Source organism: Rahnella sikkimica (genome assembly GCF_002951615.1).
Taxonomy (GTDB): Bacteria; Pseudomonadota; Gammaproteobacteria; order Enterobacterales; family Enterobacteriaceae; genus Rahnella; species Rahnella sikkimica.
Map to the genome: position 1 here is coordinate 1930513 of NZ_CP019062.1, position 26453 is coordinate 1956965.

A 26453-nucleotide genomic window follows, 5' to 3' on the forward strand; every position below is an offset into this window, starting at 1 on the left:
CTGCGCTGCAGGCGTTTTTTTTATCAGTCGCGCAACCATTCCCGGTTCATCGTTTCCGTATCGCCCATGTATTCCAGCAGCCACGCCAGCGAAGGCGACGGATTGCTCTGATCCCACGTCAGGCAACACGGGCTGTCCGGAAAGGTATTTTCCAGCGACAGAACCTTCAATTTTTGCTGTTCAATCCAGGGCGTCACGCGGTGAACCGGCATCATTCCCACACATAAACCTTCGTTCAGACATTCCACCGCACACGTCCAGTCGGGAACCACCAGCCGCCGCTGGTTATCCAGCGTCCAGGTATCGCGTTTCGGCAACGTCCGTGACGTATCTTCCAGACAAAGCGCCGGATAAGGCCGCAACTGATCGTCACTCAGTATTCCCGACGTCTGCGCCAGCGGATGTTGTGCGCTGACCACGCAATGCCAGTCCATAAAGCCCATATCCCGGAAACTGAACCGCCCTCCGACAGGAATAGCGCGCGTTGCCCCGATGGCGACATCGGCACGCCCGTCGACCAGCGCATCCCAGACACCGTTAAAGACTTCCGAATGAATGATGAGTTCGGTATCCGGGAAATGGCGGTAGAAATCCAGGACCAACCGCCGCGTCCGTGCAGGTTTAACGATACGGTCGACGGCCACCCGCAATTCACCGCGCCAGCCGTTCGCGACCTGCTGACACTGACGACGGGTGGCTATCATTTTTTTTGTCAGAATCCGCGCTTCATCGACAAAAACCCTACCCGCAGGCGTCAGAACAACGTCGCGATGTCTGCGCTCAAACAGCGGAACGGCCAGCCATTGTTCAAGCTGGCGAACGGTATAGCTTATGGCAGAAGGAACCCGGTGCAAATCCTGCGCGGCAGCGCTGAAACTGCCAGTTCGTGCGACGGCGTCCACCACTTCAAGTGCATATTCTGACCACATCGTTTAGCCTTCAATTTTTTTGATAGCAGAACGCAAATATTAGCGTTTCACAAGCCCGTTATCAAAGCGTTAAACTCCGCATCCGATACGATTTCCACGTCAAATCATCTGCACTAAATAAATTAAAGAGACAATAATGAAACCCTCTCCAGGATTTATGCTCTATCTTGCCGGGCTGAGCATGCTCGGCTTTTTAGCGACTGATATGTACCTGCCGGCCTTCAGCGCTATGCAAACCAGCCTGATGACCAGCCCCGGCATGATCAGCGCCAGCCTGAGTATTTTCCTGGGCGGCTTTGCCATCGGCCAGCTGTTGTGGGGGCCGTTGTCCGACAAGATTGGTCGTAAACCGGTATTGCTGATCGGATTAGCGCTTTTTGTCGTGGGTTGTCTGGGCGTACTGTGGGTTGAGAATGTCCGCGCTCTGCTGGCCCTGCGTTTCCTGCAAGCTGTCGGTGTCTGTGCCGCCGCCGTCACCTGGCAGGCGCTGGTGGTGGATCGCTTTTCTGCCGATGTCGCTAAAAAAACCTTTGCCAGTATTATGCCGCTGGTTGCGCTGTCCCCTGCTCTTGCACCTTTGCTGGGCGCATGGGTTCTCAATCATTTTGACTGGGAAGCGATTTTTGTTCTGCTGACCTGCGTAGCCGTTATCTTGCTTATCACCACATTCACACTGCGCGAAAAGACACCAGAGGTTCAAGCTCCTGCTGATAAAGCCGGTTTCGCGAAGCTTCTCGCTTCACGGGTTTACAGCGGTAACGTGATGATTTATGCCGCCTGCTCGGCCGGTTTTTTTGCGTGGCTGACCGGTTCCCCGTTTATTCTCAGCGACATGGGGTATTCGCCGGGCGTGATTGGTCTGAGCTATGTTCCGCAGACCATAGCCTTCCTGCTCGGCGGGTTCGGGTGTCGCTTACTGATCAGTAAAACCGATGGGAATAAGATCCTGCCGTGGCTACTGGCAGGTTATGGCGTCAGTGTGGCAAGCCTGTTCGGCGTGGCTATATTTACTGATGCAGGACTTGTGAGCCTCTTAATTCCTTTCTGTTTAATGGCTCTGGTGAATGGCGCGATATATCCGATTGTTGTCGCAAACGCATTAATGCCATTTCCTGCTAATACAGGCAAGGCGGCGGCGTTGCAAAATACCCTGCAGTTGGGGCTGTGTTTCCTCGCAAGTCTTCTGGTTTCCGCATTTATTGTGCAACCGTTAATGGCGACAGTCACCACGATGCTGTCTACACTATTGTTGGTCGTTTTAGGCCGCTGGTTGTCAATGCGTCAGGAAGAGGGGCAATTCGGGGAGAACGAACCGGAGCAAAAAACGCAGACACGCCACGCGAATTAATAGTAATAATGACCTTAAGTTACAATCACTTAATGGACATCTATATTCGTAGCGATTAACTATTGAGAATGCCTGCGAGCGAGCCTATACTCAACAAAACCCAATAAAATAGCATTTTTACAATACTTTTATTACAACCTTAGCGTCGGCGCGAGGATCGCGTCACACTATTTTTTCTGGTTTATGTTTCAAGGATGATTTTCCTGCATACACTTTGTGTGCGGGTGTTCTTCTAAATTTCCTCTATTGGTGTCGAATATCAGACGTGGCGCAAGTCGTCTGTTCTCATAAAGACCTGCACAAATTGCCTTTGCTTTTCCCGGCAGGTTAATAAGTCAGAAGAGAAAGTGATGGAGAAGCTATGAGTTCATCGTGTATTGAAGACCAAAGCATTCAGGACAATCAGTGGTATCGGATAGTCAGTGAAATGCTGGCTATGGCAGACATCCAGGTTAACGGTAGTCGCCCTTTCGACCTTAAAGTAAAAAACACTGACTTTTTCAAGCGTGTTTTACAGGAAGGTTCTTTGGGTCTGGGTGAAAGTTATATGGATGGTTGGTGGGAATGCGAACGGCTTGATGTATTTTTCCAACGTGTTCTCCGTGCAGGTTTGGAAAGTAAACTCCCCCACCATTTCAAAGACACACTGCGCATCGCAGCCGCGCGCCTCACCAATCTGCAATCCCGCAAGCGGGCGTGGATCGTCGGGAAAGAACATTACGATTTAGGTAATGATTTATTCACCCTGATGCTCGACCCTTATATGCAATATTCCTGTGGCTACTGGAAAGACGCCACCACGCTTGAAGAAGCGCAGGAAGCCAAACTCAAGATGATTTGCGATAAGCTGCAACTGAAACCGGGCCTGCGTTTGCTCGATATCGGCTGTGGCTGGGGCGGATTATCGGAGTTTGCGGCCCGCAATTATGGCGTCAGCGTCGTCGGCGTCACCATTTCAGCCGAGCAACAGAAACTGGCTCAGAAACGCTGCGAAGGGTTAGACGTCACCATTCTGTTGAAAGATTACCGCGATCTTAACGATCAGTTCGATCGCGTTGTTTCTGTCGGTATGTTCGAACATGTGGGTCCAAAAAATTATGAGACCTACTTTAATGTCGCCAGACGCAATATCAAACCTGACGGTATTTTCCTGCTGCACACCATCGGTTCAAACAAAACAGATCTTAGCGTCGATCCGTGGATTGATAAGTACATCTTCCCGAATGGTTGTCTGCCGTCTGTTCAGCAAATTGCAAAAAACAGTGAGTCTTTGTTTGTGATGGAAGACTGGCACAACATCGGCGCAGATTATGATCGTACGCTGATGGCCTGGAACGAGCGTTTCCAGAAACACTGGCCTGAACTGGCGGAACGTTACGGCGACCGTTTCCATCGAATGTTCACGTACTATCTGAATGCCTGCGCGGGTGCTTTCAGAGCACGTGATATCCAGCTCTGGCAAGTCGTGTTCAGCCCTGAAGGTGTGGATGGCGGGATACGCGTTCCGCGTTAATTCGCGCAAGTGTTTCGCCGTGCCATAAAAGAAAAACCGGACGTGAATGTCCGGTTTTTCTTTTCTTTCTATTTATAAATCCGCTGCTGAAAAATTTACTCGGACTTTTCAATCATCGCTTGCGCAGTGGCGATTGCGGCTTCGCGGCTGGCAAGTACGCGTTCAACCGTGTCAACGATAGCCTGCGTTTGCGGATCAATCTCAATATTAATTTTATCACCAAGACGCTTAGTCCCTAACGTGGTTCTTTGCAGTGTCTCAGGAATTAAATGCACACAAAAACGGGTGCGGGTGACTTCGCCGATGGTCAGGCTTATACCATCAATTCCGATATATCCTTTATGTAAGACATATTTCATTAAATCTTCATGTGGCATACGGAACCAGATTTGACGGTTATTTTCTGACGTCAAAATCTTCGCCACTTCGGCAGTACAAATAATATGCCCGGACATTAAATGCCCGCCAATTTCGTCATTAAAACGAGCGGCGCGTTCCAGATTAACCTGATCGCCGACGTTAAGATCGCCAAGGTTAGTCAGGCGCAGAGTTTCTTTCATCAGATCGAAACTGACTAAATCCCCGTTCACTTCTGTCACCGTCAGACAACAACCGTTGTGTGAAACAGACGCCCCCAACTCGAGGTTATCAAGCATATCCTCAGGCAGGCGAACGACATGGGTACGAAAATTCGGTTTTTCGTCAATGGACACAACCGTTCCGGTTCCCTGAACTATTCCGGTAAACATAGCCTTTTCCTCAATGTTTAAATCTGCGGTATTAAGACGACACTCCGGTCAGTTTGCCGCAGAATTAATTGAAAGCCAAATCCCCGCGGCCAAAAATAGTCTCGTATTGACCAATTTCATTATTTAACGGGTCATTAACAGCATTGTTTGCTTAAAAATATTGAAGATGTACAATCTTGTGGCTATTTTCCACTCTTTAATGCCGCCGCGCGTGGCGTTTTTTATTCAATATAATCAACAAAAAAGGTGTATCAGTGCAGAAGTACCTTGCAGAGGCGCGGGTTTTATTGGCGCTTGCGATCCCGGTCATCCTTGCACAAGTCGCTCAGACTTCCATGGGCGTGGTGGATACCATTATGGCCGGTTCGGTCAGCGCTACCGATATGGCTGCGGTTGCCGTCGGGACCTCAATCTGGCTGCCCGCGATTTTATTCGGCCACGGTCTGTTACTTTCTCTGACGCCCATCATCGCGCATCTGAACGGTGCCGGACGCCGGGATAAAATTGGCCATCAGGTCCAGCAGGGATTCTGGCTGGCTTCCGGCGTTTCCGTGCTGATCATTGCCGTCTTGTATCAATGCGACCATCTTATTGGCCTGATGCACAATATCGATCCTGAGCTGAAAGAAAAAGCCGTCGGGTATTTGCACGCGATTATGTGGGGCGCGCCGGGCTACCTGTATTTCCAGGTATTGCGCGATCAGTGTGAAGGGCTGTCAAAAACCAAACCCGGCATGGTGTTCGGTTTTATCGGGCTGCTGGTGAATATCCCGGTTAACTACATTTTCATCTACGGAAAATTCGGCGCACCGGCGCTGGGCGGTGTGGGCTGCGGCGTGGCGACGGGAACGGTTTACTGGGTCATGTTCTTTATGATGCGGTTTTATGTGCGCCGTAATTATACGATGCGCGACATCGTCGCCCCTTCGCGTTTTGCAAAACCTGACTGGCCAACGCTGCGCCGTTTGATCCAGCTCGGAATGCCGATTGCGCTGGCGCTGTTCTTCGAAGTGACCCTGTTTGCCATCGTCGCACTGCTGGTTTCACCGTTAGGTATTGTAGCCGTCGCCAGCCATCAAATCGCGCTTAACGTCGGCTCACTGATGTTCGTTATTCCGCTTTCGCTCGGCGTTGCGGCGACAATCCGTGTGGGCTCACGCCTGGGCGAATCGTCGGTGGAAGGTGCCAAAGTGGCGGCTTACACCAGCATTATGACCGGCATTTTGATGGCCTGTTGCACGAGCCTGACCGCCATCATTTTCCGTGAACACATTGCGTCACTTTATAATGACAATATGGAAGTGGTGACACTGGCGTCTCATCTGCTGATATTTGCTGCGCTGTTCCAGATTTCAGATGCGGTTCAGGTAATAGGCAGTGGCGTACTGCGCGGATACAAAGATACGCGTTCTATCTTCTATATTACGTTTGTCGCGTATTGGGTGCTGGGATTGCCAGTGGGCTATGTTCTCGGGTTGACAGATCTGCTGGTGCCGCAAATGGGGCCAAGCGGATTCTGGTGCGGATTTATCCTTGGGCTGACTTTTGCCGCTGTGATGATGACATTCCGTATGCGCTGGCTGCAAAAACAACCCTCTTTTACTATTTTGCAAAAAGCAGGCCGTTGATCGGATTTAAAATCCGGCAGTTTGAAATTCCGCGTGCTGAAAAGTGGCTGCTGGACGCGGAAAATTTCGTCATCCGCCCGGCCGTTATGCCTAAAAAAACAACGCAATGCGCATTAGCTCGGCGATCACTCACAATATGACAGGAAAATGTCTTTTTTCCCTTGCCAGCCTTCAGAGAGGTCGTTAATATTCGTCCCCGTCGCCAACACTGGCTGACACCGAAGAAAACGATGCGTCCGTAGCTCAGTTGGTTAGAGCACCACCTTGACATGGTGGGGGTCGGTGGTTCGAGTCCACTCGGACGCACCATTCTTTAAAAGCTTTACCGTTGCACATTGTGCGTCCGTAGCTCAGTTGGTTAGAGCACCACCTTGACATGGTGGGGGTCGGTGGTTCGAGTCCACTCGGACGCACCAAAGCAACGTTCATTCTCCTTCCCTGTTTTACAATTCCCTGAAGTCTTCCAGAATCTGAAAAATCCGATGACACGCTTTCGCCTGTGAGCTTTTCTTATTTCCAATCGCGCTGACGTCATCCGTTTGTATTTTTTTAAGATTATTTCTCAAATGTGGCATTTTCGAAGGTACCGTGACGAAACTGTTATACCTTCTGATTTTTACTCTGCCCGCTTTGGATAATTGCGCAACAAAGCTCTGTCATCTGCCCTAAGCTTGCGCAGCATCACGTTTTTTATTTGGTTTCCCACCGCGTTCCCCTCTATAATACGCATCGTCTCTTCGATTGAATGGTTTCAGCCCCTTGATCTGTCGATATCGCACTTATAAAAGCGTGACCACTCCAGTAGCGATGATAAATCGCACAAATCGCTATGCTTTGGCTGAACTTACTACACCATTCCTTTCACAGTCTTCTACGCTTAGTAATGATTTGATTCAACCAGGCAACACCTCAATTCCGCGCGGGCAGCGATGCTGTCAGGCAAACACTTTTCCATTCCATCACAACTTGTAGATAAAATCGTCATGAAAAAGACCAAAATTGTTTGTACCATCGGGCCGAAAACCGAATCCGAAGAAATGCTGACCAAACTGCTTGATGCAGGCATGAACGTTATGCGTCTGAACTTCTCTCACGGTGATTACGAAGAGCACGGTCAGCGCATCCAAAACATCCGCAACGTTATGGCTAAAACCGGTCATAAAGCCGCAATCCTGCTTGACACCAAAGGTCCTGAAATCCGTACCATGAAACTGGAAGGCGGCAAAGACGCTTCCCTGGTTGCGGGGCAGACCTACACCTTCACCACCGATCAGAGCGTTATTGGTAACACTGAACGCGTTGCGGTGACCTATCAGGGTTTCGCTGCTGACCTTAAAATTGGCAACACCATTCTGGTCGACGATGGTCTGATCGGCATGGAAGTCACTAACGTCACTGAAACTGAAGTGACCTGTAAAGTGCTGAACAACGGCGACCTGGGCGAAAACAAAGGCGTTAACCTGCCGGGCGTTTCTATCGCACTGCCAGCACTGGCTGAAAAAGACAAGCGTGACCTGATCTTCGGTTGCGAGCAAGGCGTTGATTTCGTTGCGGCTTCTTTCATCCGTAAACGTTCTGACGTTCTGGAAATTCGTGAACACCTGAAAGCACACGGTGGCGAACACATCCAGATCATCTCCAAAATCGAAAACCAGGAAGGCCTGAACAACTTCGACGAAATCCTCGAAGCCTCAGACGGCATCATGGTTGCTCGTGGTGACCTCGGCGTTGAAATCCCTGTCGAAGAAGTTATCTTCGCGCAGAAGATGATGATTGAAAAATGTAACCGCGCACGCAAAGTGGTCATCACCGCAACGCAAATGCTCGATTCCATGATCAAAAACCCGCGCCCTACCCGTGCAGAAGCTGGCGACGTCGCTAACGCCATCATCGATGGCACCGATGCTGTCATGCTGTCTGGTGAAAGTGCGAAAGGCAAATATCCGCTGGAAGCTGTGACCATCATGGCCACCATCTGCGACCGTACTGACCGCGTAATGCAAAGCCGTATCGATGGTCAGAATGATAACCGCAAACTGCGTATCACCGAAGCTGTTTGCCGTGGCGCGGTAGAAACTTCAGAAAAACTGGATGCACAGTTGATCGTTGTTGCAACTAGCGGTGGTAAATCTGCTATAGCTGTGCGTAAATACTTCCCGCACGCCACAATCCTGGCTCTGACCACCAATGAAATCACTGCACGTCAGCTGATCCTCACCAAAGGTGTTGTCACTCAGCTGGTGAACGAAATCGCTTCTACAGATGATTTCTACCGTATCGGTAAAGAAGCGGCGATCGAAAGCGGTCTGGCCCAAAAAGGCGATATCGTTGTGATGGTTTCTGGCGCGCTGGTACAAAGCGGCACAACCAATACTTCTTCGGTGCATGTTGTTTAATTAAAAACGTGACCAAAGGCATTAATGGACGCTTCATAATGTAGCGTCTGTTTCTTCAAAAAAGCTCTTTTTACTTAAAATGCACGAAAAGCACTAGCTGCAAAAGTGGGATAATTCCCATGGAATAAGGCTGTTTTCGCTGCAATTTTTAACTTTTTCGTAAAAAAAGATGCTTCTTTGAGCGAACAATCAAAATATAGCGTTTACCGGCAAAAAATTATTCTCATTAGAAAATAGTTTGTGTAATACTTGTAACGCTACATGGAGATTAACTTAATCTAGAGGGTTTTATAATGAATCGCACTAAACTGGTACTGGGCGCTGTAATCCTGGCTTCAACTATGCTGGCTGGTTGTTCAAGCAACGCTAAAATCGATCAACTGTCTTCAGACGTTTCTACTCTGAACTCTAAAGTTGACCAACTGAGCAACGACGTGAACGCAATCCGTTCTGACGTTCAAGCAGCTAAAGAAGACGCAGCTCGCGCTAACCAACGTCTTGACAACCAAGCTCACGCTTACAAGAAGTAATATTTACTTCTCTAGTTCAATGGCGCACTCAGTGCGCCATTTTTTTTGCCTGTCATTCCGTCCGCTCCCCAATCTGCTTTTTCGTTTCCTGAACACTCACTCCTGCGCGCTTGCCCATTTTAAACGTTCTGCCCAACCTCCTGAGCTTCAGAAACAATAAAGGAGCCGCACCGGCTCCTTTAGGGAAAATCGCGTCTAAAACGTTTCTGAATAGCGTTATTGCGTGCTTGCCGTCGTTACCGCTGGAGCATCCGCAGAGACCGTTTGTGGTGCGTTGGCTGCCGCTGGCACATCCGTCGCTTTATCACCTACACTGACCACGACAGGCATTCCTGAACGGCGCGTGATGGCCTCTTTCACAATCTCTGCGTTCGTATCATCGCTTTTGATGAATTTCTTCATCGCAGCAGTCAAAAGAATGGGTTTAGTTTGCGGATCGTCTTTCTCGGTATGTGACAGCGGCTGATGCACCTCGATGTAGCGTTTGCCGTCCGGCTCGACGTCAAACTTGATGGGCTGATTGACTATCTGGACGCGGGTGCCTTTTGGCACGGAATTAAACAACGCCTCGATATCATCCGGGCGCAGACGAATACAACCCGAACTCACACGCATACCGATACCAAAGTTCGCATTCGTTCCGTGAATGAGATATTGACCTGTCCCCGCAGAAAGACGCATAGCAAACAGCCCCATCGGGTTATCTGGTCCCGCCGGAACCCTACCCGGCAACGTGATACCGTCTTTCAGATAGGCTTTACGGATGTTGGCCGTTGGCGTCCAGGTCGGGTTCGGTATCTTCTGGCTTACCGAAGTCACCATTTCCGGCGTATTCCGGCCTAACTGACCAATACCAATCGGATAAACGACGACTTTACTCTCGCCCTTCGGATAGTAGTACAGGCGCAGTTCCGCGAGATTCACCACAATCCCTTCACGCTTGGTATCCGGTAGCAGCATTTGCGAAGGAATGGTCAGCACCGTGCCCGCTTTCGGCAAATACGGGTCTGTGCCCGGATTGGCTTCCAGCATCGCAATCAGCCCGATTTGGTATTTGGCTGCTACATCTTCCAGAGGTTTACCGTCATTGGGCACCACATAAGTGGTGTTTTCGCCAATCAGGCGGCTGTTGTCCGGCGGCAAGGGATATTCTGCTGCACCTGCGGTCATGGAATGTGTTGTCAGAAATGTGCCAACCAACATTGCCAGAAGGGGTAATGCGCGTCTCATACTCAGTCCTTTTTCGGCTCGCATTCAGACCATCTGAAGCAAGACAATTATCTCGTCTGATAATACTAGCAGCGCAGAATCGCGTGGCAATCAAACCACAGAAAATCAGAAAGTTACCTTACGGATACGTGAGTAAATTCACAGGAGATAGTGGGTTGAAAAATCAGGAGTAAATGGGTTCAGAGAGGGAGATGTGAAGAAATGACTTTGCTCATTAGCAGACAATTCCTAATGAGCAAAGGTGCAGCCAGAGAACGGCGTTAAGCCAATACAGCCGCTTTAGCGCGAATCGAACGGATCATCGCTTCCAGCCCCTGAGAGCGGGAAGGCGTCAGATGCTGGCTGAGTTCGAGTTCCGTGAAGAACGGACGCACATCCAGTTCAACCACATCGCGAGGCGTTAAGCCCTGATACAGGCTGAATACGATAGCCACCAGACCTTTCACGATTGCGGCATCACTGTCGCCTTCAAAAGTCAGCGCACCGCTTTCATCCAGACTCATCACGATCCAAACCTGGCTCTGACAGCCCGCAATCAGGTTTTTGTCCTGACGATGTTCTTCAGGCAAAACAGCCAGCTGCCCGCCCAGTTCAATCACGTACAGATACTTTTCTTCCCAATTCGGGCATCGGGCAAAATTTCTGACTAACTTATTTTTATCTGGCAAAGCCATAACGACGTCCTGCTCAGGGCTGTCAGGATTAACCCAACAGCCGGTGAATACGTTGCAATCCTGCGACCAACCGGTCGACTTCTTCGCGGGTATTGTACATCGCCAGTGAGGCGCGGCACATAGCCGGAACACCGTAGAAGGACATTAATGGCATCGCGCAGTGATGACCGGTGCGGATGGCAATACCGTATTGATCGAGGAAACTGCCCACGTCATAGGCATGGTGTTTGCCGAGATTAAACGCGATCACGCCAGCGCGCGTAGCCGGGCCGTAGATCTGGATGTCAGGCACCTGCGCCATCGCTTCAAGCGCATAGCTCATCAGCTCCTGCTCATAAGCGTGGATATTCTCCAGCCCCAGTTCAGTCACATACTCGATAGCTGCGCCCAGCCCCATGATACCGCCGGTGTTTGGCGTGCCGGCCTCAAAGCGCCACGGTGCCGCCGCAAAGGTCGTCCCTTCGGTCAGGCTGACGTGCTTAATCATTGAGCCGCCACCTTCCCAAGGAGGCATCTGGTCGAGCAATTCTTTACGGCCGTAAAGAATACCAATCCCTGTTGGCCCGTAGAGCTTGTGCCCGGACCAGACATAGAAATCACAACCCAACGCCTGAACATCCACCGCATGGTGCATGACCGCCTGCGCGCCATCGACCAGAACGGTCAGACCGGCAGCTTTCGCCTGAGGAATGATTTTTTCGATCGGGTTAACAGTGCCCAGCACATTCGACACATGCGCCAGCGTCAGCAGTTTAGTGCGCGGCGTAATAAGCTTTTCAAGCTGGGATAAATCCAGTTCACCGTCCGGAGTGAGGTGCCAGACGTCAATGTGCAGGTCACGCTCTTTCGCCAGCATCTGCCAGGGAACGATGTTCGCGTGATGCTCCATTTCAGTCAGAATAATGCGGTCGCCTGGCTGCAATAATGCGCGGCCATAGGTGTTGGCGACCAGATTAATGGCTTCCGTAGAGCCTTTTACGAAGACGATCTCTTCCGCTGACGCCGCATTCATAAAGCGGGCAGCCTGAGCACGAACGTTTTCCATCTGCTCAGTCGCCTCCGCGCTCAGGGTATGAATGCCTCGGTGAACCGCAGCATAACCCTGCTCGAAGAATGACATCTCACGGTCAATAACCTGACGCGGTTTTTGTGCGCTGGCGGCACTGTCCAGATAGGCCAGCGGCTGGCCGTTAACTTCACGGCTCAGCACAGGGAAATCGCTACGTACTTTTTCCAGTGGAAAACTCATTACGCACCTCGATTGAGTCGGCCTGCAATTCGGGCAATCACGACTTCACGCAGGGTTTCATTCTCAATGGCTTCCGTCAGTTCAGCCGCAAATGCGAAGATGATCATTTGCTGAGCATCCTGGCCGCTGATCCCACGGGTACGCAGATAGAAAAGCTGTTCGTCGTCGATACGACCCACAGTGGCACCATGGCTACATTTCACGTCATCGGCATAAATCTCAAGCTGAGGTTTGGTATCAACTTCAGTGTGCTTGCCCAGCAACAGGTTGTTGTTGGTCATTTTGCCGTCGGTTTTCAGAGCGTGCTGCGCCACTTTGATCATGCCGTTGAAAATCGCTTTGGCACGATCGTTCACGATCACTTTGTGCATCTGATTGCTGTTGCAATAGCCTTTGTTGTGTTCCAGGTAAGTACGGGTATCAGCAATTTCAGAATCAACAGGCAATACCAGGCTGTTGATATTCAGATCGCTGTTTTCGCCGTTCAGTTGCGCACTGGTGTTATTACGGGTCAGGCCCGCGCCCAGAAGGAAACTGTGGCTGGAAACACGGGAATCGCGCCCTATAACCAGGTCGTTGTGCGAGAAGTGGAAGCTGGCCTGGCTTTCGAACGCCAGTTTGTAATGCGCGAAACCGGCATTATCGCCCACTTTCACCGTCATGCGCGCACCGGTGAAATGACCGTGATCGTTGAGGCTCAGGTAATGTTCGATGACTTCCGCGCTGGCACCGTTTTCAATCTCGATATGATAACGATGATGAACCGTGTTCATTTCACGTGACTGGTCACGACCGCTGCTCAGGTGCAGTAAATACAACGGCTTATCAGCCTGTTTACCGGCAGCCAAGCGCACAGCGAAAGAATCCTCTGCCAGACTTTCCGTCAGGTGCAAAAAGACTTCGGACTGAATCGGATCCGGCAGCGTTTGCTGCGCAGCCGCATTCAGTTTTTCAATTTCGAAAGCACCCGTGTTTTCGTCACTCAGGCTCGCATCGAAACGACCATCCACGAAAACCAGACGATAGCAATCAAGCGGCAAAGCCAGTGATTTCACATTCTCAACCGTCAGAGCCTGCTGCTGCGGGGCGAAGAACTGATTGCCCAGCAGTGAAGATACTGGCGTGTATTTCCAGTCTTCCAGTTTTGCATGTGGAAAACCAAGACGAAGCACCTGTTGCCAGTGTGCGTGCGCGTGAGCAGATTGTTCACCACCACGGCTTTCAAAAAGACGGTAAAGCTGCTGCATGGCGTGCGAACTGCCCGCTGCAGGTGCATTACTCTTCGTCGGTAAGCCAGCCATAACCCTGCTCCTCTAACTGTTTAACCAAGGTGAAATCGCCGGATTTAACAATGCGGCCCTGATACAGAACGTGCACGTAGTCAGGCTTGATGTAGTCGAGGATACGCTGGTAATGGGTCACAATAACGAATGAACGTTTGCCGTCACGCAGTGCGTTAACACCGTTAGAAACGATTTTCAGCGCATCGATGTCCAGACCGGAGTCGGTTTCATCCAGAATACACAGGCTTGGTTCAAGGGCCGCCATTTGAAGAATATCGTTACGCTTTTTCTCACCGCCGGAGAAACCTACGTTTACTGAACGGGTCAGCAAATCCGCAGGCATTTTCAGCATGGCAATTTTTTCTTCGATGAAATCGGCGAAATCAAAGCGATCCATCGGAGCCTGGCCGCGGTACTTACGTACCGCGTTTACCGCAGTTTGCAGGAAGAAATGGTTGGTCACGCCGGGGATTTCTACCGGGTACTGAAAGGCCATAAACACGCCTTCACCTGCACGATCTTCCGGGGCGAGATCCAGCAAATCTTTACCATTGAACATTACGGTGCCTTCGGTCACTTCGTAATCTTCACGGCCAGCCAGTGTCGCGGAGAGTGTACTTTTACCTGAGCCGTTCGGGCCCATGATGGCGTGTACTTCACCCGGCTTGATCTCGAGATCAAGTCCTTTAAGAATTTCCTTTTCTTCGACACGGACCTTCAAATTCTTAATGCTTAACATACGTATCCTTGAGTTTGCGCCTGCGCGCTCATAATTCTGTTTATGCTTTGACTGTGCTGAACTCAAACCTGCCCGGCGCCAGCGTCACACCACGCGGCGGCGGGAGGAAAAACGTGCGGAAGATTAACCGACGCTGTGTTCAAGGCTGATCGCCAGCAGTTTCTGTGCTTCGACAGCAAACTCCAGCGGCAGCTCGGAAAAGACATCTTTACAGAAACCGTTAACAATCATGGAAATCGCGTCATCTTCGCTGATGCCACGTTGCAGGCAGTAGAACAGCTGGTCATCGCCGATTTTTGAGGTCGTGGCTTCATGCTCCAGCTGCGCGGTGTTGTTGCGCACTTCAACATACGGGAAAGTATGTGCTGCGCTGTCCGGACCAATCAGCATGGAGTCACACTGCGTGAAGTTACGGGCATTTTCAGCACTTGGCAGGATCTTGACCAGACCGCGATAGCTGTTCTGGCTGTGGCCTGCGGAAATCCCTTTGGAGATGATGGTCGATTTGGTGTTTTTACCAATGTGAATCATCTTGGTGCCGGTATCCGCCTGCTGTTTCCCGCTGGTCAGTGCAACGGAGAAGAATTCGCCGATTGAGTTATCGCCTTTCAGGATAACGCTCGGGTATTTCCAGGTAATTGCCGAGCCGGTTTCAGACTGCGTCCACGACATCTTCGAACCCGCACCTTCACACAATGCACGTTTGGTCACGAAATTCAGGATCCCGCCGCTGCTGTCTTTGCTACCGGAGAACCAGTTCTGCACGGTGGAATATTTCACTTCCGCATCTTTATGCAGAATGACTTCAACCACGGCCGCGTGAAGCTGATAGGTGTCACGAACCGGTGCGGAGCAACCTTCGATATAGCTGACGTAACTGCCTTCGTCAGCAATCAGAATGGTACGTTCGAACTGACCGGTTTTCGCCGCGTTGATACGGAAATACGTGGACAACTCCATCGGACAACGTACGCCTTTAGGCACATACACGAAGGTACCGTCAGAGGCGACTGCTGCATTCAGTGCAGCAAAAAAGTTGTCCTGCGCGGGCACAACGGTACCGAGGTATTTACGCACCAGATCGGGGTATTCGTGAATCGCTTCACCGAATGAGCAAAAAATGACGCCAGACTCAGCCAGTTTTTCACGGTACGTAGTGGAAACGGAGACGGAGTCAAAAATGGCATCGACCGCCACTTCTTTCCCTTCACGCACAGGAACGCCCAGCTGTTCAAACGCCTTTTCAACTTCGCTGGTCAGGTAGTTTTTACCGTCGGGGGCAGGAATGCTGTGAGAATTTTCAGGAGGTTGTTGCGTAGCGCCAGGCTGTGAACCACAGGTATCATCACAGCTGCCACAAGATGGCGCGGAGTAATAGCTGTAATCCTGATAGTCGAGGGGCGTGTAATACGCTTTCAACCAGTGAGGTTCTTCCATTTTCAACCAGGCATGATAAGCCTGCAGACGGAACTCCAGCATCCACTCCGGCTCATTGCGCTTTGCGGAAATGGCACGCACGACATCTTCGTTGATGCCTGATGCTAATTCATCGGTTGCCAGCTGAGTGAAGAACCCTTCCTTATAATTCGTCTCCTCGCCGACCCAAGACTGCACATCATCTGGAATTTCTACGTTGCTTCGTGACATGTTGGTTACATCGCTTTGTTTACAATAATCGTAATGACTGTTTGCCCGGCGCTGACTTAAAGGCCGAAACTTTCACCACATCCGCAGGCATGCTGAGCTTTAGGATTATTGAATTTAAATATCTGATTCAGCCCTTCGCGGACAAAATCCACCTCGGTTCCGTCGATAAAAGGCATGGCCTTCAGCGGAACAAACAGCAAAGCGCCGTCATGCTCAAACACCAGGTCATCGCTGGCCGGTTGTTTGGTTAAATCCAGAACGTAGCCAAAGCCGGCGCAGCCCGATTGTTTCACCGAGAGCTGGAGACCTTTGACTTCAGGATCCTGTTCCATCAGGTTCTTCACCTGTTTGGCCGCAGAATCAGTCAGGATCACACCTTGCCATACGTTGTCGTCTAAAGAAAAAGAGCCGACAGTTTCAGTTTGCATCTGTCTTACCTCATATTTTTACGGTCATAGACAAGACCTATTGTCTCTATTCTAGTGATAAGATTTATCACTTCAACCTCTTGTTTTAAGAGGTTATAGCGATTGCGCACGAGGAACGTCGCTCAATGTGCATCGGGTTTACATCCGGCCGCTGGCGGGTCTTGAACACCGCGACCATCAACTGATTGAATAAGTTGTCAATTTTTTGTTAAAAATTAAAATTAACCTTGCATTTTGTGTGGCTTAATAGCTTTCATTGTGTCTATTATAAAACATTCATCGGAAATGCCTATTTATGAATTCACCACAATCAAAATAATTAAAGCTCTTTTTGCTTAGTTGTTCTGGCGCAACAAAATCAAAAAAACCGGATGAAAACGTTGATCCGGCGATTTTTTGCCAATATGATACTCATTCTTTGATAATGATTATCATTCAGATAACCCGGAATACTGAGAATGGCTCAATCGGTTAATGCGTGGTTGCAGGGCAAGATAGACGACTACAAATCGAGTGTCCGCGACGCCACCGTGGATTTCTATATGGCGGATGCCGCCTTACGACGCCCGGACGCGCATCTTTGCCAGCTCAAACGCTTTAACAGCATTTGTCTGGATATGGCCAATCTTTGCCTGCAAAACGGGGACGATCACAGTTACCTTCACGCGCTTTGTAAACTCCACAACCGGCTGATCCTTGAGATCAACAGCGTTGTGCGCTGTGAACTCTTCCATGTTCAGAGCTATCATTTTGCCAGACACACGCTAAAACTCATTTGCCAGTATTATGCCATGATGGGCATCTGGGAAAAAGCAACGGCATTTCAAACTGACTTTGCCAAGCGGGTTCCGTTCCAGCTTTAACCGGTTTTCAACGTGTCAGAGCAAGAATTAAGGCAAATAAAAAGGCGGACACCTTGCTGTGCATCCGCCTTTTGCATTCAGCTAACTGTTATTTCGCTGAAAAAAGCACCAACGCAATGACCTGAACTTAATGATCAACGACCATTGTGGTCAGCCTTGAAACGCAGCACAAACCGTCCTGCTCGTCGAATATTTCAATCTGCCAGACCTGACTGCGTTTTCCGGTTCGCAGTGCGCGGCAAACCCCGCGCACAACCCCTTTTCTCGCCGATTTCATGTGGCTGGCATTAATCTCAACACCCACAACCGTCTGATGGCCTTCAGTGCAAAGATATCCGGCCATTGAACCCATAGTTTCCGCCAGAACCACCGATGCTCCGCCGTGTAACAGGCCAAACGGCTGAGTTGTGCGTGCATCTACCGGCATTGTCGCCTCAAGAAAATCGTCACCCAACTGAGTGAATACAATTCCCACATGCCCGACCATGCATCCCTGACTGCGCTGGTTCAGCGCCTCAAGGTTCGTGTTCCTTTTCCACAATGACATCGTGCTTCCTTATCGGTTAAGGGATGATATCCAGTAATGCCTGCAACGGATGGCGAACGCCGTTTCCTTCAATCCGTTTTACCTGACTGCGGCATGAATAGCCTGTCGCGAGACAGCGCTGGCGCGGCAACCGTTGTAAAGAGGTATGCCAGGACAACTCATAAATCCCCAACGAATTTTCAAGGTTTTTGGTTTCATGCCCGTAAGTGCCTGCCATTCCGCAACATCCCACACTGACATTTTCCAGCTTCGCACCGTAGCGGGCAAAGATATCTCCCCACTCTTTACTGCTGTTTGGCAATGCAGTGCTTTCGGTGCAATGACCAAACAGATACCAGGATTCTCCGCTTTGTTGCTGCGCCGGTCGTTCGCCCAGCCAGTTATCCAGCCATTCGTGTACCAGCTGAACCTGGAACGAGCCGCGTGATTCGCCAAGGATCTCTTTGTACTCATCGCGATAACACAGCACTAATGCAGGATCGACACCCACCAGCGGCATACCTAACTGCGCCACACGGTTGAGGAATACAGACGTCTTGCGCGCTGTTTTCGCGAAACGCGTCAGGAATCCTTTGATGTGCTGCGCTTTTCCGTTCGGCGAGAAAGGCAGCAGAACCGGTTTGAGACCCAGTTTTTCAATTAACCGGACAAAATCAGCCACGACCTGCGCATCATAGAAACTGGTGAACGGATCCTGCACCACCAGAACGTATTCGCCGCGCTGGGCCGGAGGAATTTTTTCCAGCTGTTCGAGTGTCATCTTGCTGGCGCGATGCCCCAGCAACTGTTCACGTAACGTCGGGGACGACAGTAAAGGTAAATCCACCATGCCAATACTTTTGCGGCTCATTTCCCGCACCCAAGGCTGTTTAAGGAAGAAGTTAAACAGCTTTGGCGCTTTCGCCATGATCGGAGCATAGCTTTCGACACTTGCCACGAAATGATCACGCGCAGGGCGCAGATAGCGGGTGTGATAAAGCTGCAGGAAGCGCGAACGGAAACCGGGAACATCAATTTTGATCGGGCACTGTGTCGAACACGCCTTGCAAGCCAGGCAACCCGACATCGCTTCTTTTACTTCATGGGAGAAGTCGTATTCCCCTTTGTTGGCATGCCAGGTATTGCGCGTGCGGTCGATCAGGCTGCGCAAGCTGAGGCCTTTTTCTGGCAACGCATTTTCCAGCGCCAGCGGATCAACACCCTGCTCTGAAAGCAGACGCAGCCATTCACGCACCAGACCCGCACGCCCTTTCGGAGAATGGATCCGGCTACCGGTAATTTTCATCGACGGACACATCGGGCTTTTCACATCAAAGTTAAAGCACAAGCCGTTGCCATTACATTCGAGGGCTCCGCGGAACGACTGACGCACTTCCAGCGGGATCCGGCGATCAAGGGTGCCGCGTTTCGGCGCATCCACCTTCATCATGGGCTCATCGCATTCCAGAGGCGCACAAATCTTGCCGGGATTCAGACGGTTGTCCGGGTCAAATACGGTTTTGATCCGGCGTAACTCATGAAATAGCGCTTCACCAAAGAATGCCGGGCTGTATTCAGCGCGAAAACCTTTGCCGTGTTCACCCCACAACAAACCACCGTATTTCGCCGTCAGGGCAACGACTTCATCGGAAATCTGCTTCAGTAACATTTCCTGTTGTGGATCACACATATCGAGCGCAGGGCGGACGTGCAAAACACCGGCGTCAACGTGACCAAACATCCCGTAACTCAGGTTATGGCTGTCGAGCAACGCGCGGAATTCAACGATGTAATCGGCCAGATGTTGCGGCGGCACGCAGGTATCTTCCGCAAAAGGCAGCGGTTTGGCCTGCCCTTTCGCGTTGCCCAGCAAACCGACGGCTTTCTTGCGCATATTATAAATGCGTTCAATCCCGGGCAGGTCGGCGCAAATCTGGTAGCCAATAACGCCACCTTCTTTGTCGCTCATCAGGCCGTCCAGCCTCTCGCATAACGCACTCACCTGATCTTCGATCAGGTCTCCATCATCGCCTGCGAACTCAACAATGTTGAGCCCCTGCATGTCTTTGCCCTCAACGTCGGTGATGTAATCACGCACGCTGTGCCAGACAATATCTTCACGGGCCAGATTCAGGACTTTTGAATCAACGGTTTCAACCGACAGCGCTTTAGCTTCCACCATGAAAGGTGCGTTGCGCAGCGCAGAGTTGAAGGAATCATATTTGATATTCACCAGACGCCGCACTTTTGGAATTGGCGTAATATTCAGACGCGCTTCGGTAATGAAAGCCAGCGAACCTTCTGAGCCCGTGAGGATTCGGGTCAGATCGAAGGTTTGCAGATCATCACTCAGAACATGGCGTAAGTCATAGCCCGTCAGAAAGCGGTTAAGTTTAGGGAATTTTTCAATAACCAGCGCACGATTATCGCGGCAGCTATTAAGCACCGTACGGTAAATCCGCCCGATCACCGAATCTTCTTCACCGAGTTTATCCGCCAGCGCGACTGGCATCGTAACGGTATCGAGCATATCGCCGCCGAGCACAATTGCACGAACACCGAGAACGTGATCGGATGTTTTGCCGTAAACCAGCGAGCCTTGTCCGGACGCATCGGTATTGATCATACCGCCGAGCGTCGCGCGGTTACTGGTCGACAACTCCGGAGAAAAGAAATAACCCAAAGGACGAAGGTAATCATTGAGCTGGTCTTTAATCACACCGGCTTCGACCTTTACCCAACCTTGTCCGACGTTGATATCCAAAATGCGGTTCATATGACGGGACATATCAACCACAATTCCACGGTTCAGCGACTGGCCGTTGGTACCGGTACCGCCACCACGCGGCGTAAAGACCAGCGTTTTAAAACGTTCCTGCCCGGCCAGACGTGCAATCATCGCAACATCGGGCGTGGCGACAGGGAATAGGACGGCATCAGGTAACTGCTGATAAACGCTATTATCAGTTGCCATCGTCAGGCGATCGGCATAAGTCGTGGTGACATCACCGGTAAAACCGTTATTTTTAAGCGCTTCCAAAAAATCGAGCACCAGTTGGATGACACCCGGTGCCTGAGAAATTTGTGGGATCATTGAATTATGACTCTGTCTTTGTTGTATGCCTGGCGGGCCCGAGGCGACCTGCCGGATCTGCGAGGCAGATCCACCCTGTTATTTACCCAGAATAAAAACTAACATACTTCGTTTTTAAGCGCTTCGTCTGGTTGACCTTTGTTGCATTTGTTTCACAGCACGCCGCAAAAAGCACGTCTCGCAACAACGCGTTGCAACTATTTTTGTGCGGCGCTATCCAAAAGCAACCTGATGTTCCATGCTTATTTATAGCTTTTCCGATGTCACTGTTGTTCTAAGGCACAAGGCGCGTGCCTTACTTCGTTTATCCAAATGAGAAACATGAATGAATCTCCCTATTAAACGTTACGATTTGCCCCGGATTATGTTCGGGGTACTGTTCATTGCACTGATGACCATTGCCAGTATCTGGATTGTTCAGCCTTTCATCCTGGGCTTTGCCTGGGCGGGGATGGTGGTGATTGCGACCTGGCCACTGATGATCAAATTACAGCGAATTCTCTGGGGCGGCGTTTTCTGGCCGTCATCGTGATGACGCTGTTGCTGATCCTGTTATTTGTTTTACCTATCGCCTTACTGGTCAGCAGCGCGATTGAAAATGGCGCACCGCTGGTAGGTATTGCGACTAACCCGTCAACATTGCATATGCCGGATTTCAACTGGCTGAATTCAATTCCCCTGGTCGGCCATAAACTTTACAGCGGCTGGCATGCCCTCATCAACGGCGGCGGTAATGCGCTGATGAGCAAAGTTCAGCCTTACGTCGGGCAGACGGCTTCGTGGTTTGTCACGCAGGCAGGGCATCTGGGCCGGTTTATCGTTCACTGTTCTCTGATGCTGTTATTCAGCGCCCTTCTTTATAGCCGCGGTGAACAGGTCGCAATGGGGATCCGTCACTTTGCTGTTCGACTGGCAGCTGAACGCGGCGATGCGGCGGTTATTCTTGCCGGGCAGGCGATTCGCGCCGTGGCGCTTGGCGTCGTGGTGACGGCAATCGTTCAGTCCGTGCTCGGCGGTATCGGGCTGGCCATCGCTGGTATTCCTTATGCGACGGTATTAACCGTGGTGATGTTTGTATGCTGCGTCGCGCAAATCGGGCCTTTACTGGTGCTCATTCCGGCCATTATCTGGCTCTACTGGTCGGGTGATAATACCTGGGGTACGGTGCTGTTGATCTGGAGCTGCGTTGTTGGCTCGCTCGATAATGTACTGCGTCCGGTGCTTATTCGTATGGGTGCAGATTTGCCGATGCTGCTGATTTTATCCGGTGTTATTGGTGGCCTGTTCGCTTTCGGTATGATTGGCCTCTTTATCGGGCCTGTCGTTCTGGCAGTGTCCTATCGCCTGATTTCTCTGTGGGTCAACGAAGCGCCAGAACCGGTTACCGATCCGGAAGAAGCACTCAAAGCCCTCGATGAATAATTGTTCCTCGAATTAGCTTCACCAGCGTTGCCTTTGGTTCTTAAAAGGCAACGCCCTCTTCTTTATTCCTCATGACTTCTTCCTATTTTGAAACCTCCACAAACATACGGTCTCATCTATTAGTATGAGAATAATACCTATTAGGACGATTCTTACAGACTAAATATCTTGAGAAATCTAGTATTATTAACAGTTCGGATTTCAACCCACTGATTTATATACAGGCTTTCCCTTGAGCAGGTATACCCCAATTGCTGTGTGTAGTCTTTGCCTGTCTCTAATGACGGGCTTTTTTTTTATTATAATCCGCTCACTCCGTTAATTACGTCGCCACTTTCTATTCCGGTTTAACGTCTAAAAAAAAGACCATCGCCCGAGAGCAATAGCCTTTATTTCTCTTACTGAATCCCTGAAGCGTTATTTACTTCTCAGCTAACGCCAGCCAGGTTTGTACAACGGTATCAGGATTTAGCGACAAACTGTCGATGCCTTCTTCCATCAGCCACTGGGCGAAATCCTGATGGTCTGACGGGCCTTGACCGCAAATACCAACATATTTGCCCTGCTTCTTCGCGGCTTTGATTGCCATTGAAAGCAAAGCCTTGACCGCTTCATTACGCTCATCAAAGAGTTCAGAGACCACGCCGGAATCACGATCCAGCCCAAGCGCCAGCTGGGTCATGTCATTTGAACCGATTGAGAAGCCATCAAAGTGCTCAAGGAACTGATCGGCAAGTAACGCATTCGACGGGATTTCACACATCATAATGACCTTCAGGCCATTTTCTCCGCGCTTCAACCCCTGATTGGCCAGTTCCTTCACCACAGCCTCAGCCTGCGCCACGGTTCTGACAAACGGGATCATCACTTCAACGTTGGTCAGCCCCATATCGTTGCGAACCCGTTTCATTGCCTCGCACTCCAGCGCAAAACAATCGCGGAAGCTGTCTGAAACATATCGACCGGCACCACGGAAGCCTAACATCGGGTTCTCTTCGTGCGGTTCATACTTCTCGCCGCCGACCAGGTTGGCATATTCATTCGATTTAAAATCGGATAAACGCACAATCACACGTTTAGGCCAGAATGCAGCGCCCAGCGTGGCAATCCCTTCCGTCAGACGGGCAACATAATATTCACGCGGACTGTCGTAGCCCTGAATAATCTTCTTAATTTGTTCCTGTAGTTCTGGTGGCTGAGTGTCAAACTCCAGCAGCGCTTTTGGATGTACGCCGATCATGCGGTTAATGATGAATTCTAAACGCGCCAGCCCGACACCTTCATTCGGCAGACAGGCAAAATCAAAAGCCCGGTCCGGATTGCCGATGTTCATCATAATTTTCAGCGGTAACTTCGGCAGCTCATCGACCTCTGAACTTTGCACGGTGAAGTCCAGCTCATCCTCATAAACAAAGCCAGTATCGCCTTCTGAACAGGACACGGTCACTTTCTGGTTTTCTTTGAGTTTTTCAGTCGCATCGCCGCAACCGACTACGGCGGGGATCCCCAGTTCACGGGCAATAATTGCCGCATGGCAGGTACGTCCACCACGGTTAGTCACAATGGCTGACGCTTTTTTCATGATCGGTTCCCAGTCCGGATCCGTCATGTCCGTCACCAGAATGTCACCGGCTTTCACATGATGCATTTCACTGATGTCATGGATGATTTTCACCGGTCCGGCACCGATGCGGTGGCCGATTGCACGCCCTTCCACCAGAACTTTGCTGCTGCCATTGAGCTGATAACGTTCCATCACCTGACCGTTTGAACGCACTGTCTCAGGACGTGCCTGCACAATATACAACTTGCCGTTATGACCATCTTTCGCCCATTCGATATCCATCGGGCGGCCATAATGTTTTTCAATTAATAATGCCTGACGTGCCAGAGCCTGCACTTCATCATCGGTCAGCGAGAAACGGGTGCTCAGCTCAGCCGGCACATCTTCAATTTGTACCTGTTTACCGTGTTCCTGGCTCGGCGCATAAATCATGCGGATCTTCTTCGAGCCCATGGTACGGCGCACAATCGCAGGCTTATTTTTGGCCAGCGTTGGTTTATGCACGTAGAACTCATCCGGGTTCACCGCGCCCTGCACCACCATTTCGCCCAGACCATACGCGGAGGTGATGAAGACCACCTGATCAAAACCTGACTCCGTATCGATGGTGAACATCACGCCCGCAGACGCGAGATCAGAGCGAACCATGCGCTGAACGCCCGCCGACAGCGCAACGCCACGGTGGTCGTAGCCCTGATGCACGCGATAAGAAATGGCGCGATCGTTGAATAAGGAGGCGTAAACATGTTTTACAGCGATAAGAACGGCATCAAATCCCTGAACGTTCAGAAAGGTTTCCTGCTGCCCGGCAAAGGAAGCGTCGGGCATATCTTCCGCGGTGGCAGAGGAACGGACAGCGAAAGACGCGTCAGGTTCGCCTTCAGAAAGCTGCTGGTATGCTTCACGGATGGACTGTTCCAGCTCAGGCTGGAAAGGCGTATCAATGATCCACTGGCGGATTTGCGCGCCCGCCAGGGTCAGTTGCCCGATATCATCCACATCTGTTTTGTCCAGTAATTCGTGGATCCGATGGTTAACGCCGCTTTGATCAAGAAAATCATTAAAAGCCTGAGACGTGGTGGCGAAACCGTTTGGGACGGAAACCCCCAGATCAGACAAGTTAGTGATCATTTCCCCGAGGGATGCGTTCTTACCCCCGACTTTATCAACGTCGTTCATACCCAGTTGGTTGTACCAGATAACATTGCGTAAATCGGGATCGAGATGAGCCATGAAACAATCCTTTCTTAATTTAATCACAGTAAAAGTCAGTAGGAGTGTAAAACCGGTCGTGCAATCGCTGCCTGAGCCATCAGGATGCCAATAAGCAACGTTGTCATTTCGAGACTAGCATAATGATCCATAAGACATTGACAGGTGAATCGATCCAGCAAATTAAACTATTTTTGTTTAGGGGAATTCCAGAGCACTGAAATTCACCAGCAACCCGTAATTCGAATAAATCCTTATGAATCAGTGGTAAATCCGTATTAGTTTCGTAACTAAATTAACCTTATCAAACTGGCTGAAGTTGTGCTGAAGCAATTCATAAAGCTGCGAGATATCGCGGAAAATTTAAAATGCCATTTCATTTATTACAGCCATTTTGCGCACTGTCTCGCAGGGATTAACAGAAGATAACCGTTAAGAAGAATTATTCTTTTTATTTCCTGAAATTCTGGTTATTACTTACGGAGTCCCGACAAGGGAAAGTGAACTGATATAAATTTAGGAGCACAGTGTGGACAGATGCGTATTTTATATTTCCGATGGCACGGCGATTACTGCTGAAGTGCTGGGTCATGCCGTGCTCTCGCAATTCCCGGTTAACTCGACAACCTACTCGTTGCCTTTCGTAGAAACCGAGGAACGGGCGAAAGCCGTTTGCCAACAGATCAATGATATTTTCGAAAAGACAGGTGCCCGTCCGCTGGTGTTCTACTCCATTATTGCGCCGAATATTCGCCATATAATTGAAAGTAGCAAAGGATTCTGTCAGGACATCGTTCAGTCACTGGTCGCCCCGCTTCAAAACGAGCTGGGCATTGAGCCGACACCGGTGGCAAACCGGACGCATGGCCTGACCGCCAGCAATATCAGCAAATATGATGCCCGAATTGCGGCTATCGATTACACGCTGGCGCACGACGATGGCATTTCCCTGCGAAATCTCGATCAGGCGCAGGTCATTTTGCTGGGCGTTTCCCGTTGCGGTAAAACCCCCACCAGCCTTTATCTCGCACTCCAGTTCGGGATCCGCGCGGCAAACTATCCGTTTACTGCCGACGATATGGATAACATTCAGCTTCCTGCCGCGCTGAAACCGCATATGCACAAGCTTTTCGGGCTGACGATTGACCCGGAAAGACTGACCGCTATTCGTCAGGAACGGGTGGAAAACAGCCGCTATGCGTCCTTGCGCCAGTGCAGAATGGAAGTGTCTGAAGTTGAAGCATTATTTCGCAAAAACCAAATTCGTTATCTCAACAGCACGAATTATTCCGTTGAGGAGATTTCAGCGAAGATTATGGACAGCTTTGGCATGAGCCGCCGCATGTTCTGATTCATTTAATGATTTGGATGGCAGAACCTGCCGAGAGTGATTGAAATCATCTGTTATTACGTTATTGTGATCGCCATC

19 protein-coding genes, 2 tRNA genes, 1 other RNA gene and 1 pseudogene are annotated in these 26453 nt (G+C 50.4%); 11 read left to right on the forward strand and 12 right to left on the reverse strand.

From position 1 onward, the window contains the following. Positions 1-23: 23 nt before the first annotated feature. Entirely contained in the window at positions 24-929 is a 906-nt protein-coding gene (punR, locus tag BV494_RS08760; protein ID WP_104922528.1) for a DNA-binding transcriptional activator PunR, read from the reverse strand. 136 nt (positions 930-1065) lie between these two features. Between punR and punC the strand changes: the two genes are divergently transcribed. Together punC and cfa are read left to right on the forward strand one after the other, a co-directional pair. Then, positions 1066-2277 carry a purine nucleoside transporter PunC gene (gene punC / locus BV494_RS08765; protein WP_104922529.1) on the forward strand — a complete coding sequence of 404 codons (1212 nt, stop codon included), beginning with the start codon at positions 1066-1068 and terminating at the stop codon, positions 2275-2277. Between the two features lie 361 nt (positions 2278-2638). Continuing rightward, a complete protein-coding gene (cfa, locus tag BV494_RS08770) occupies positions 2639-3790 on the forward strand; it encodes a cyclopropane fatty acyl phospholipid synthase (protein ID WP_104922530.1) in 1152 nt (383 codons plus the stop codon). A 95-nt stretch (positions 3791-3885) separates the two neighbouring features. Here cfa and BV494_RS08775 read toward each other — a convergent pair whose 3' ends face one another. Next, positions 3886-4539 (reverse strand): riboflavin synthase subunit alpha, encoded by a 654-nt coding sequence (locus BV494_RS08775; protein ID WP_104922531.1) that lies wholly within the window; start codon positions 4537-4539, stop codon positions 3886-3888. A gap of 254 nt (positions 4540-4793) precedes the next feature. On the opposite strand from BV494_RS08775, the gene BV494_RS08780 reads away from it, so the two are divergent. The 5 genes from BV494_RS08780 (at position 4794) to BV494_RS08800 (ending at position 9093) form a co-directional block, all read left to right on the forward strand. Further along, entirely contained in the window at positions 4794-6167 is a 1374-nt protein-coding gene (locus BV494_RS08780) for an MATE family efflux transporter (protein ID WP_104922532.1), read from the forward strand. Between the two features lie 232 nt (positions 6168-6399). Then, positions 6400-6476, forward strand: a tRNA-Val gene (locus BV494_RS08785). 30 nt (positions 6477-6506) lie between these two features. Continuing rightward, a tRNA-Val gene (locus BV494_RS08790) sits at positions 6507-6583 on the forward strand. Between the two features lie 567 nt (positions 6584-7150). Then, positions 7151-8563 carry a pyruvate kinase PykF gene (pykF, locus tag BV494_RS08795; RefSeq protein WP_104924755.1) on the forward strand — a complete coding sequence of 471 codons (1413 nt, stop codon included), beginning with the start codon at positions 7151-7153 and terminating at the stop codon, positions 8561-8563. A 293-nt stretch (positions 8564-8856) separates the two neighbouring features. Beyond that, positions 8857-9093, forward strand: coding sequence for a major outer membrane lipoprotein (locus tag BV494_RS08800; protein ID WP_104922533.1), 237 nt, complete (start codon positions 8857-8859; stop codon positions 9091-9093). A gap of 216 nt (positions 9094-9309) precedes the next feature. Here BV494_RS08800 and BV494_RS08805 read toward each other — a convergent pair whose 3' ends face one another. The 7 genes from BV494_RS08805 to sufA all read right to left on the reverse strand — a co-directional run bounded on the left by BV494_RS08805 (position 9310) and on the right by sufA (position 16343). Continuing rightward, a complete protein-coding gene (locus BV494_RS08805; protein ID WP_104922534.1) occupies positions 9310-10323 on the reverse strand; it encodes a L,D-transpeptidase family protein in 1014 nt (337 codons plus the stop codon). Between the two features lie 260 nt (positions 10324-10583). Further along, positions 10584-10997, reverse strand: a complete 414-nt coding sequence (sufE, locus tag BV494_RS08810) for a cysteine desulfuration protein SufE (protein ID WP_104922535.1) — start codon at positions 10995-10997, stop codon at positions 10584-10586. Between the two features lie 28 nt (positions 10998-11025). After that, complete coding sequence (sufS, locus tag BV494_RS08815) at positions 11026-12246, reverse strand: cysteine desulfurase SufS (protein WP_104922536.1); 1221 nt, start codon at positions 12244-12246, stop codon at positions 11026-11028. Next, a complete protein-coding gene (gene sufD, locus BV494_RS08820; RefSeq protein ID WP_104922537.1) occupies positions 12246-13547 on the reverse strand; it encodes a Fe-S cluster assembly protein SufD in 1302 nt (433 codons plus the stop codon). The genes sufS and sufD overlap by 1 nt, the downstream gene beginning before the upstream one ends. Next, positions 13522-14268 carry a Fe-S cluster assembly ATPase SufC gene (sufC, locus tag BV494_RS08825; RefSeq protein WP_104922538.1) on the reverse strand — a complete coding sequence of 249 codons (747 nt, stop codon included), beginning with the start codon at positions 14266-14268 and terminating at the stop codon, positions 13522-13524. Before sufC ends, sufD begins: the two co-directional genes overlap by 26 nt. Before the next feature lie 123 nt (positions 14269-14391). Continuing rightward, the gene (gene sufB / locus BV494_RS08830) at positions 14392-15915 is read right to left on the reverse strand and encodes a Fe-S cluster assembly protein SufB (protein WP_104922539.1); all 1524 of its coding nucleotides are present in this window, start codon (positions 15913-15915) and stop codon (positions 14392-14394) included. A gap of 56 nt (positions 15916-15971) precedes the next feature. Then, positions 15972-16343, reverse strand: a complete 372-nt coding sequence (gene sufA, locus BV494_RS08835) for a Fe-S cluster assembly scaffold SufA (protein ID WP_104922540.1) — start codon at positions 16341-16343, stop codon at positions 15972-15974. A gap of 458 nt (positions 16344-16801) precedes the next feature. On the opposite strand from sufA, the gene BV494_RS08840 reads away from it, so the two are divergent. Beyond that, positions 16802-17206: a hypothetical protein gene (locus BV494_RS08840; RefSeq protein WP_104922541.1), complete on the forward strand. Its 405-nt coding sequence runs from the start codon at positions 16802-16804 to the stop codon at positions 17204-17206. A gap of 127 nt (positions 17207-17333) precedes the next feature. On the opposite strand, the gene BV494_RS08845 is transcribed toward BV494_RS08840, so the two are convergent. Continuing rightward, entirely contained in the window at positions 17334-17753 is a 420-nt protein-coding gene (locus tag BV494_RS08845; RefSeq protein ID WP_104922542.1) for a hotdog fold thioesterase, read from the reverse strand. A gap of 16 nt (positions 17754-17769) precedes the next feature. Continuing rightward, on the reverse strand, positions 17770-20826 hold the full coding sequence (ydiJ, locus tag BV494_RS08850; protein WP_104922543.1) for a D-2-hydroxyglutarate dehydrogenase YdiJ: 3057 nt from the start codon (positions 20824-20826) through the stop codon (positions 17770-17772). Between the two features lie 325 nt (positions 20827-21151). Here ydiJ and ydiK point away from each other — a divergent pair. Then, positions 21152-22248: pseudogene (gene ydiK / locus BV494_RS08860) on the forward strand (AI-2E family transporter YdiK). Between the two features lie 189 nt (positions 22249-22437). Continuing rightward, an RNA gene (rprA, locus tag BV494_RS08865) (antisense sRNA RprA) lies at positions 22438-22547 on the forward strand. A gap of 122 nt (positions 22548-22669) precedes the next feature. On the opposite strand, the gene ppsA is transcribed toward rprA, so the two are convergent. Then, positions 22670-25045: a phosphoenolpyruvate synthase gene (gene ppsA / locus BV494_RS08870; RefSeq protein WP_104922544.1), complete on the reverse strand. Its 2376-nt coding sequence runs from the start codon at positions 25043-25045 to the stop codon at positions 22670-22672. 508 nt (positions 25046-25553) lie between these two features. On the opposite strand from ppsA, the gene ppsR reads away from it, so the two are divergent. After that, positions 25554-26375 (forward strand): posphoenolpyruvate synthetase regulatory kinase/phosphorylase PpsR, encoded by an 822-nt coding sequence (ppsR, locus tag BV494_RS08875; protein ID WP_104922545.1) that lies wholly within the window; start codon positions 25554-25556, stop codon positions 26373-26375. Positions 26376-26453: the final 78 nt, after the last annotated feature.

Excerpts from the sequence above, each read along its gene's own strand:
- BV494_RS08840 (WP_104922541.1), top strand. The coding sequence starts at position 16,802 with ATGGCTCAATCGGTTAATGCGTGGTTGCAGGGCAAGATAGACGACTAC.
- cfa (WP_104922530.1), top strand. The coding sequence starts at position 2,639 with ATGAGTTCATCGTGTATTGAAGACCAAAGCATTCAGGACAATCAGTGG.
- ydiJ (WP_104922543.1), bottom strand. The coding sequence starts at position 20,826 with ATGATCCCACAAATTTCTCAGGCACCGGGTGTCATCCAACTGGTGCTC.
- sufB (WP_104922539.1), bottom strand. The coding sequence starts at position 15,915 with ATGTCACGAAGCAACGTAGAAATTCCAGATGATGTGCAGTCTTGGGTC.
- sufS (WP_104922536.1), bottom strand. The coding sequence starts at position 12,246 with ATGAGTTTTCCACTGGAAAAAGTACGTAGCGATTTCCCTGTGCTGAGC.
- sufE (WP_104922535.1), bottom strand. The coding sequence starts at position 10,997 with ATGGCTTTGCCAGATAAAAATAAGTTAGTCAGAAATTTTGCCCGATGC.
- sufD (WP_104922537.1), bottom strand. The coding sequence starts at position 13,547 with ATGGCTGGCTTACCGACGAAGAGTAATGCACCTGCAGCGGGCAGTTCG.
- punR (WP_104922528.1), bottom strand. The coding sequence starts at position 929 with ATGTGGTCAGAATATGCACTTGAAGTGGTGGACGCCGTCGCACGAACT.
- BV494_RS08805 (WP_104922534.1), bottom strand. The coding sequence starts at position 10,323 with ATGAGACGCGCATTACCCCTTCTGGCAATGTTGGTTGGCACATTTCTG.
- sufC (WP_104922538.1), bottom strand. The coding sequence starts at position 14,268 with ATGTTAAGCATTAAGAATTTGAAGGTCCGTGTCGAAGAAAAGGAAATT.
- BV494_RS08845 (WP_104922542.1), bottom strand. The coding sequence starts at position 17,753 with ATGTCATTGTGGAAAAGGAACACGAACCTTGAGGCGCTGAACCAGCGC.
- punC (WP_104922529.1), top strand. The coding sequence starts at position 1,066 with ATGAAACCCTCTCCAGGATTTATGCTCTATCTTGCCGGGCTGAGCATG.
- pykF (WP_104924755.1), top strand. The coding sequence starts at position 7,151 with ATGAAAAAGACCAAAATTGTTTGTACCATCGGGCCGAAAACCGAATCC.
- BV494_RS08775 (WP_104922531.1), bottom strand. The coding sequence starts at position 4,539 with ATGTTTACCGGAATAGTTCAGGGAACCGGAACGGTTGTGTCCATTGAC.
- sufA (WP_104922540.1), bottom strand. The coding sequence starts at position 16,343 with ATGCAAACTGAAACTGTCGGCTCTTTTTCTTTAGACGACAACGTATGG.
- BV494_RS08800 (WP_104922533.1), top strand. The coding sequence starts at position 8,857 with ATGAATCGCACTAAACTGGTACTGGGCGCTGTAATCCTGGCTTCAACT.
- ppsA (WP_104922544.1), bottom strand. The coding sequence starts at position 25,045 with ATGGCTCATCTCGATCCCGATTTACGCAATGTTATCTGGTACAACCAA.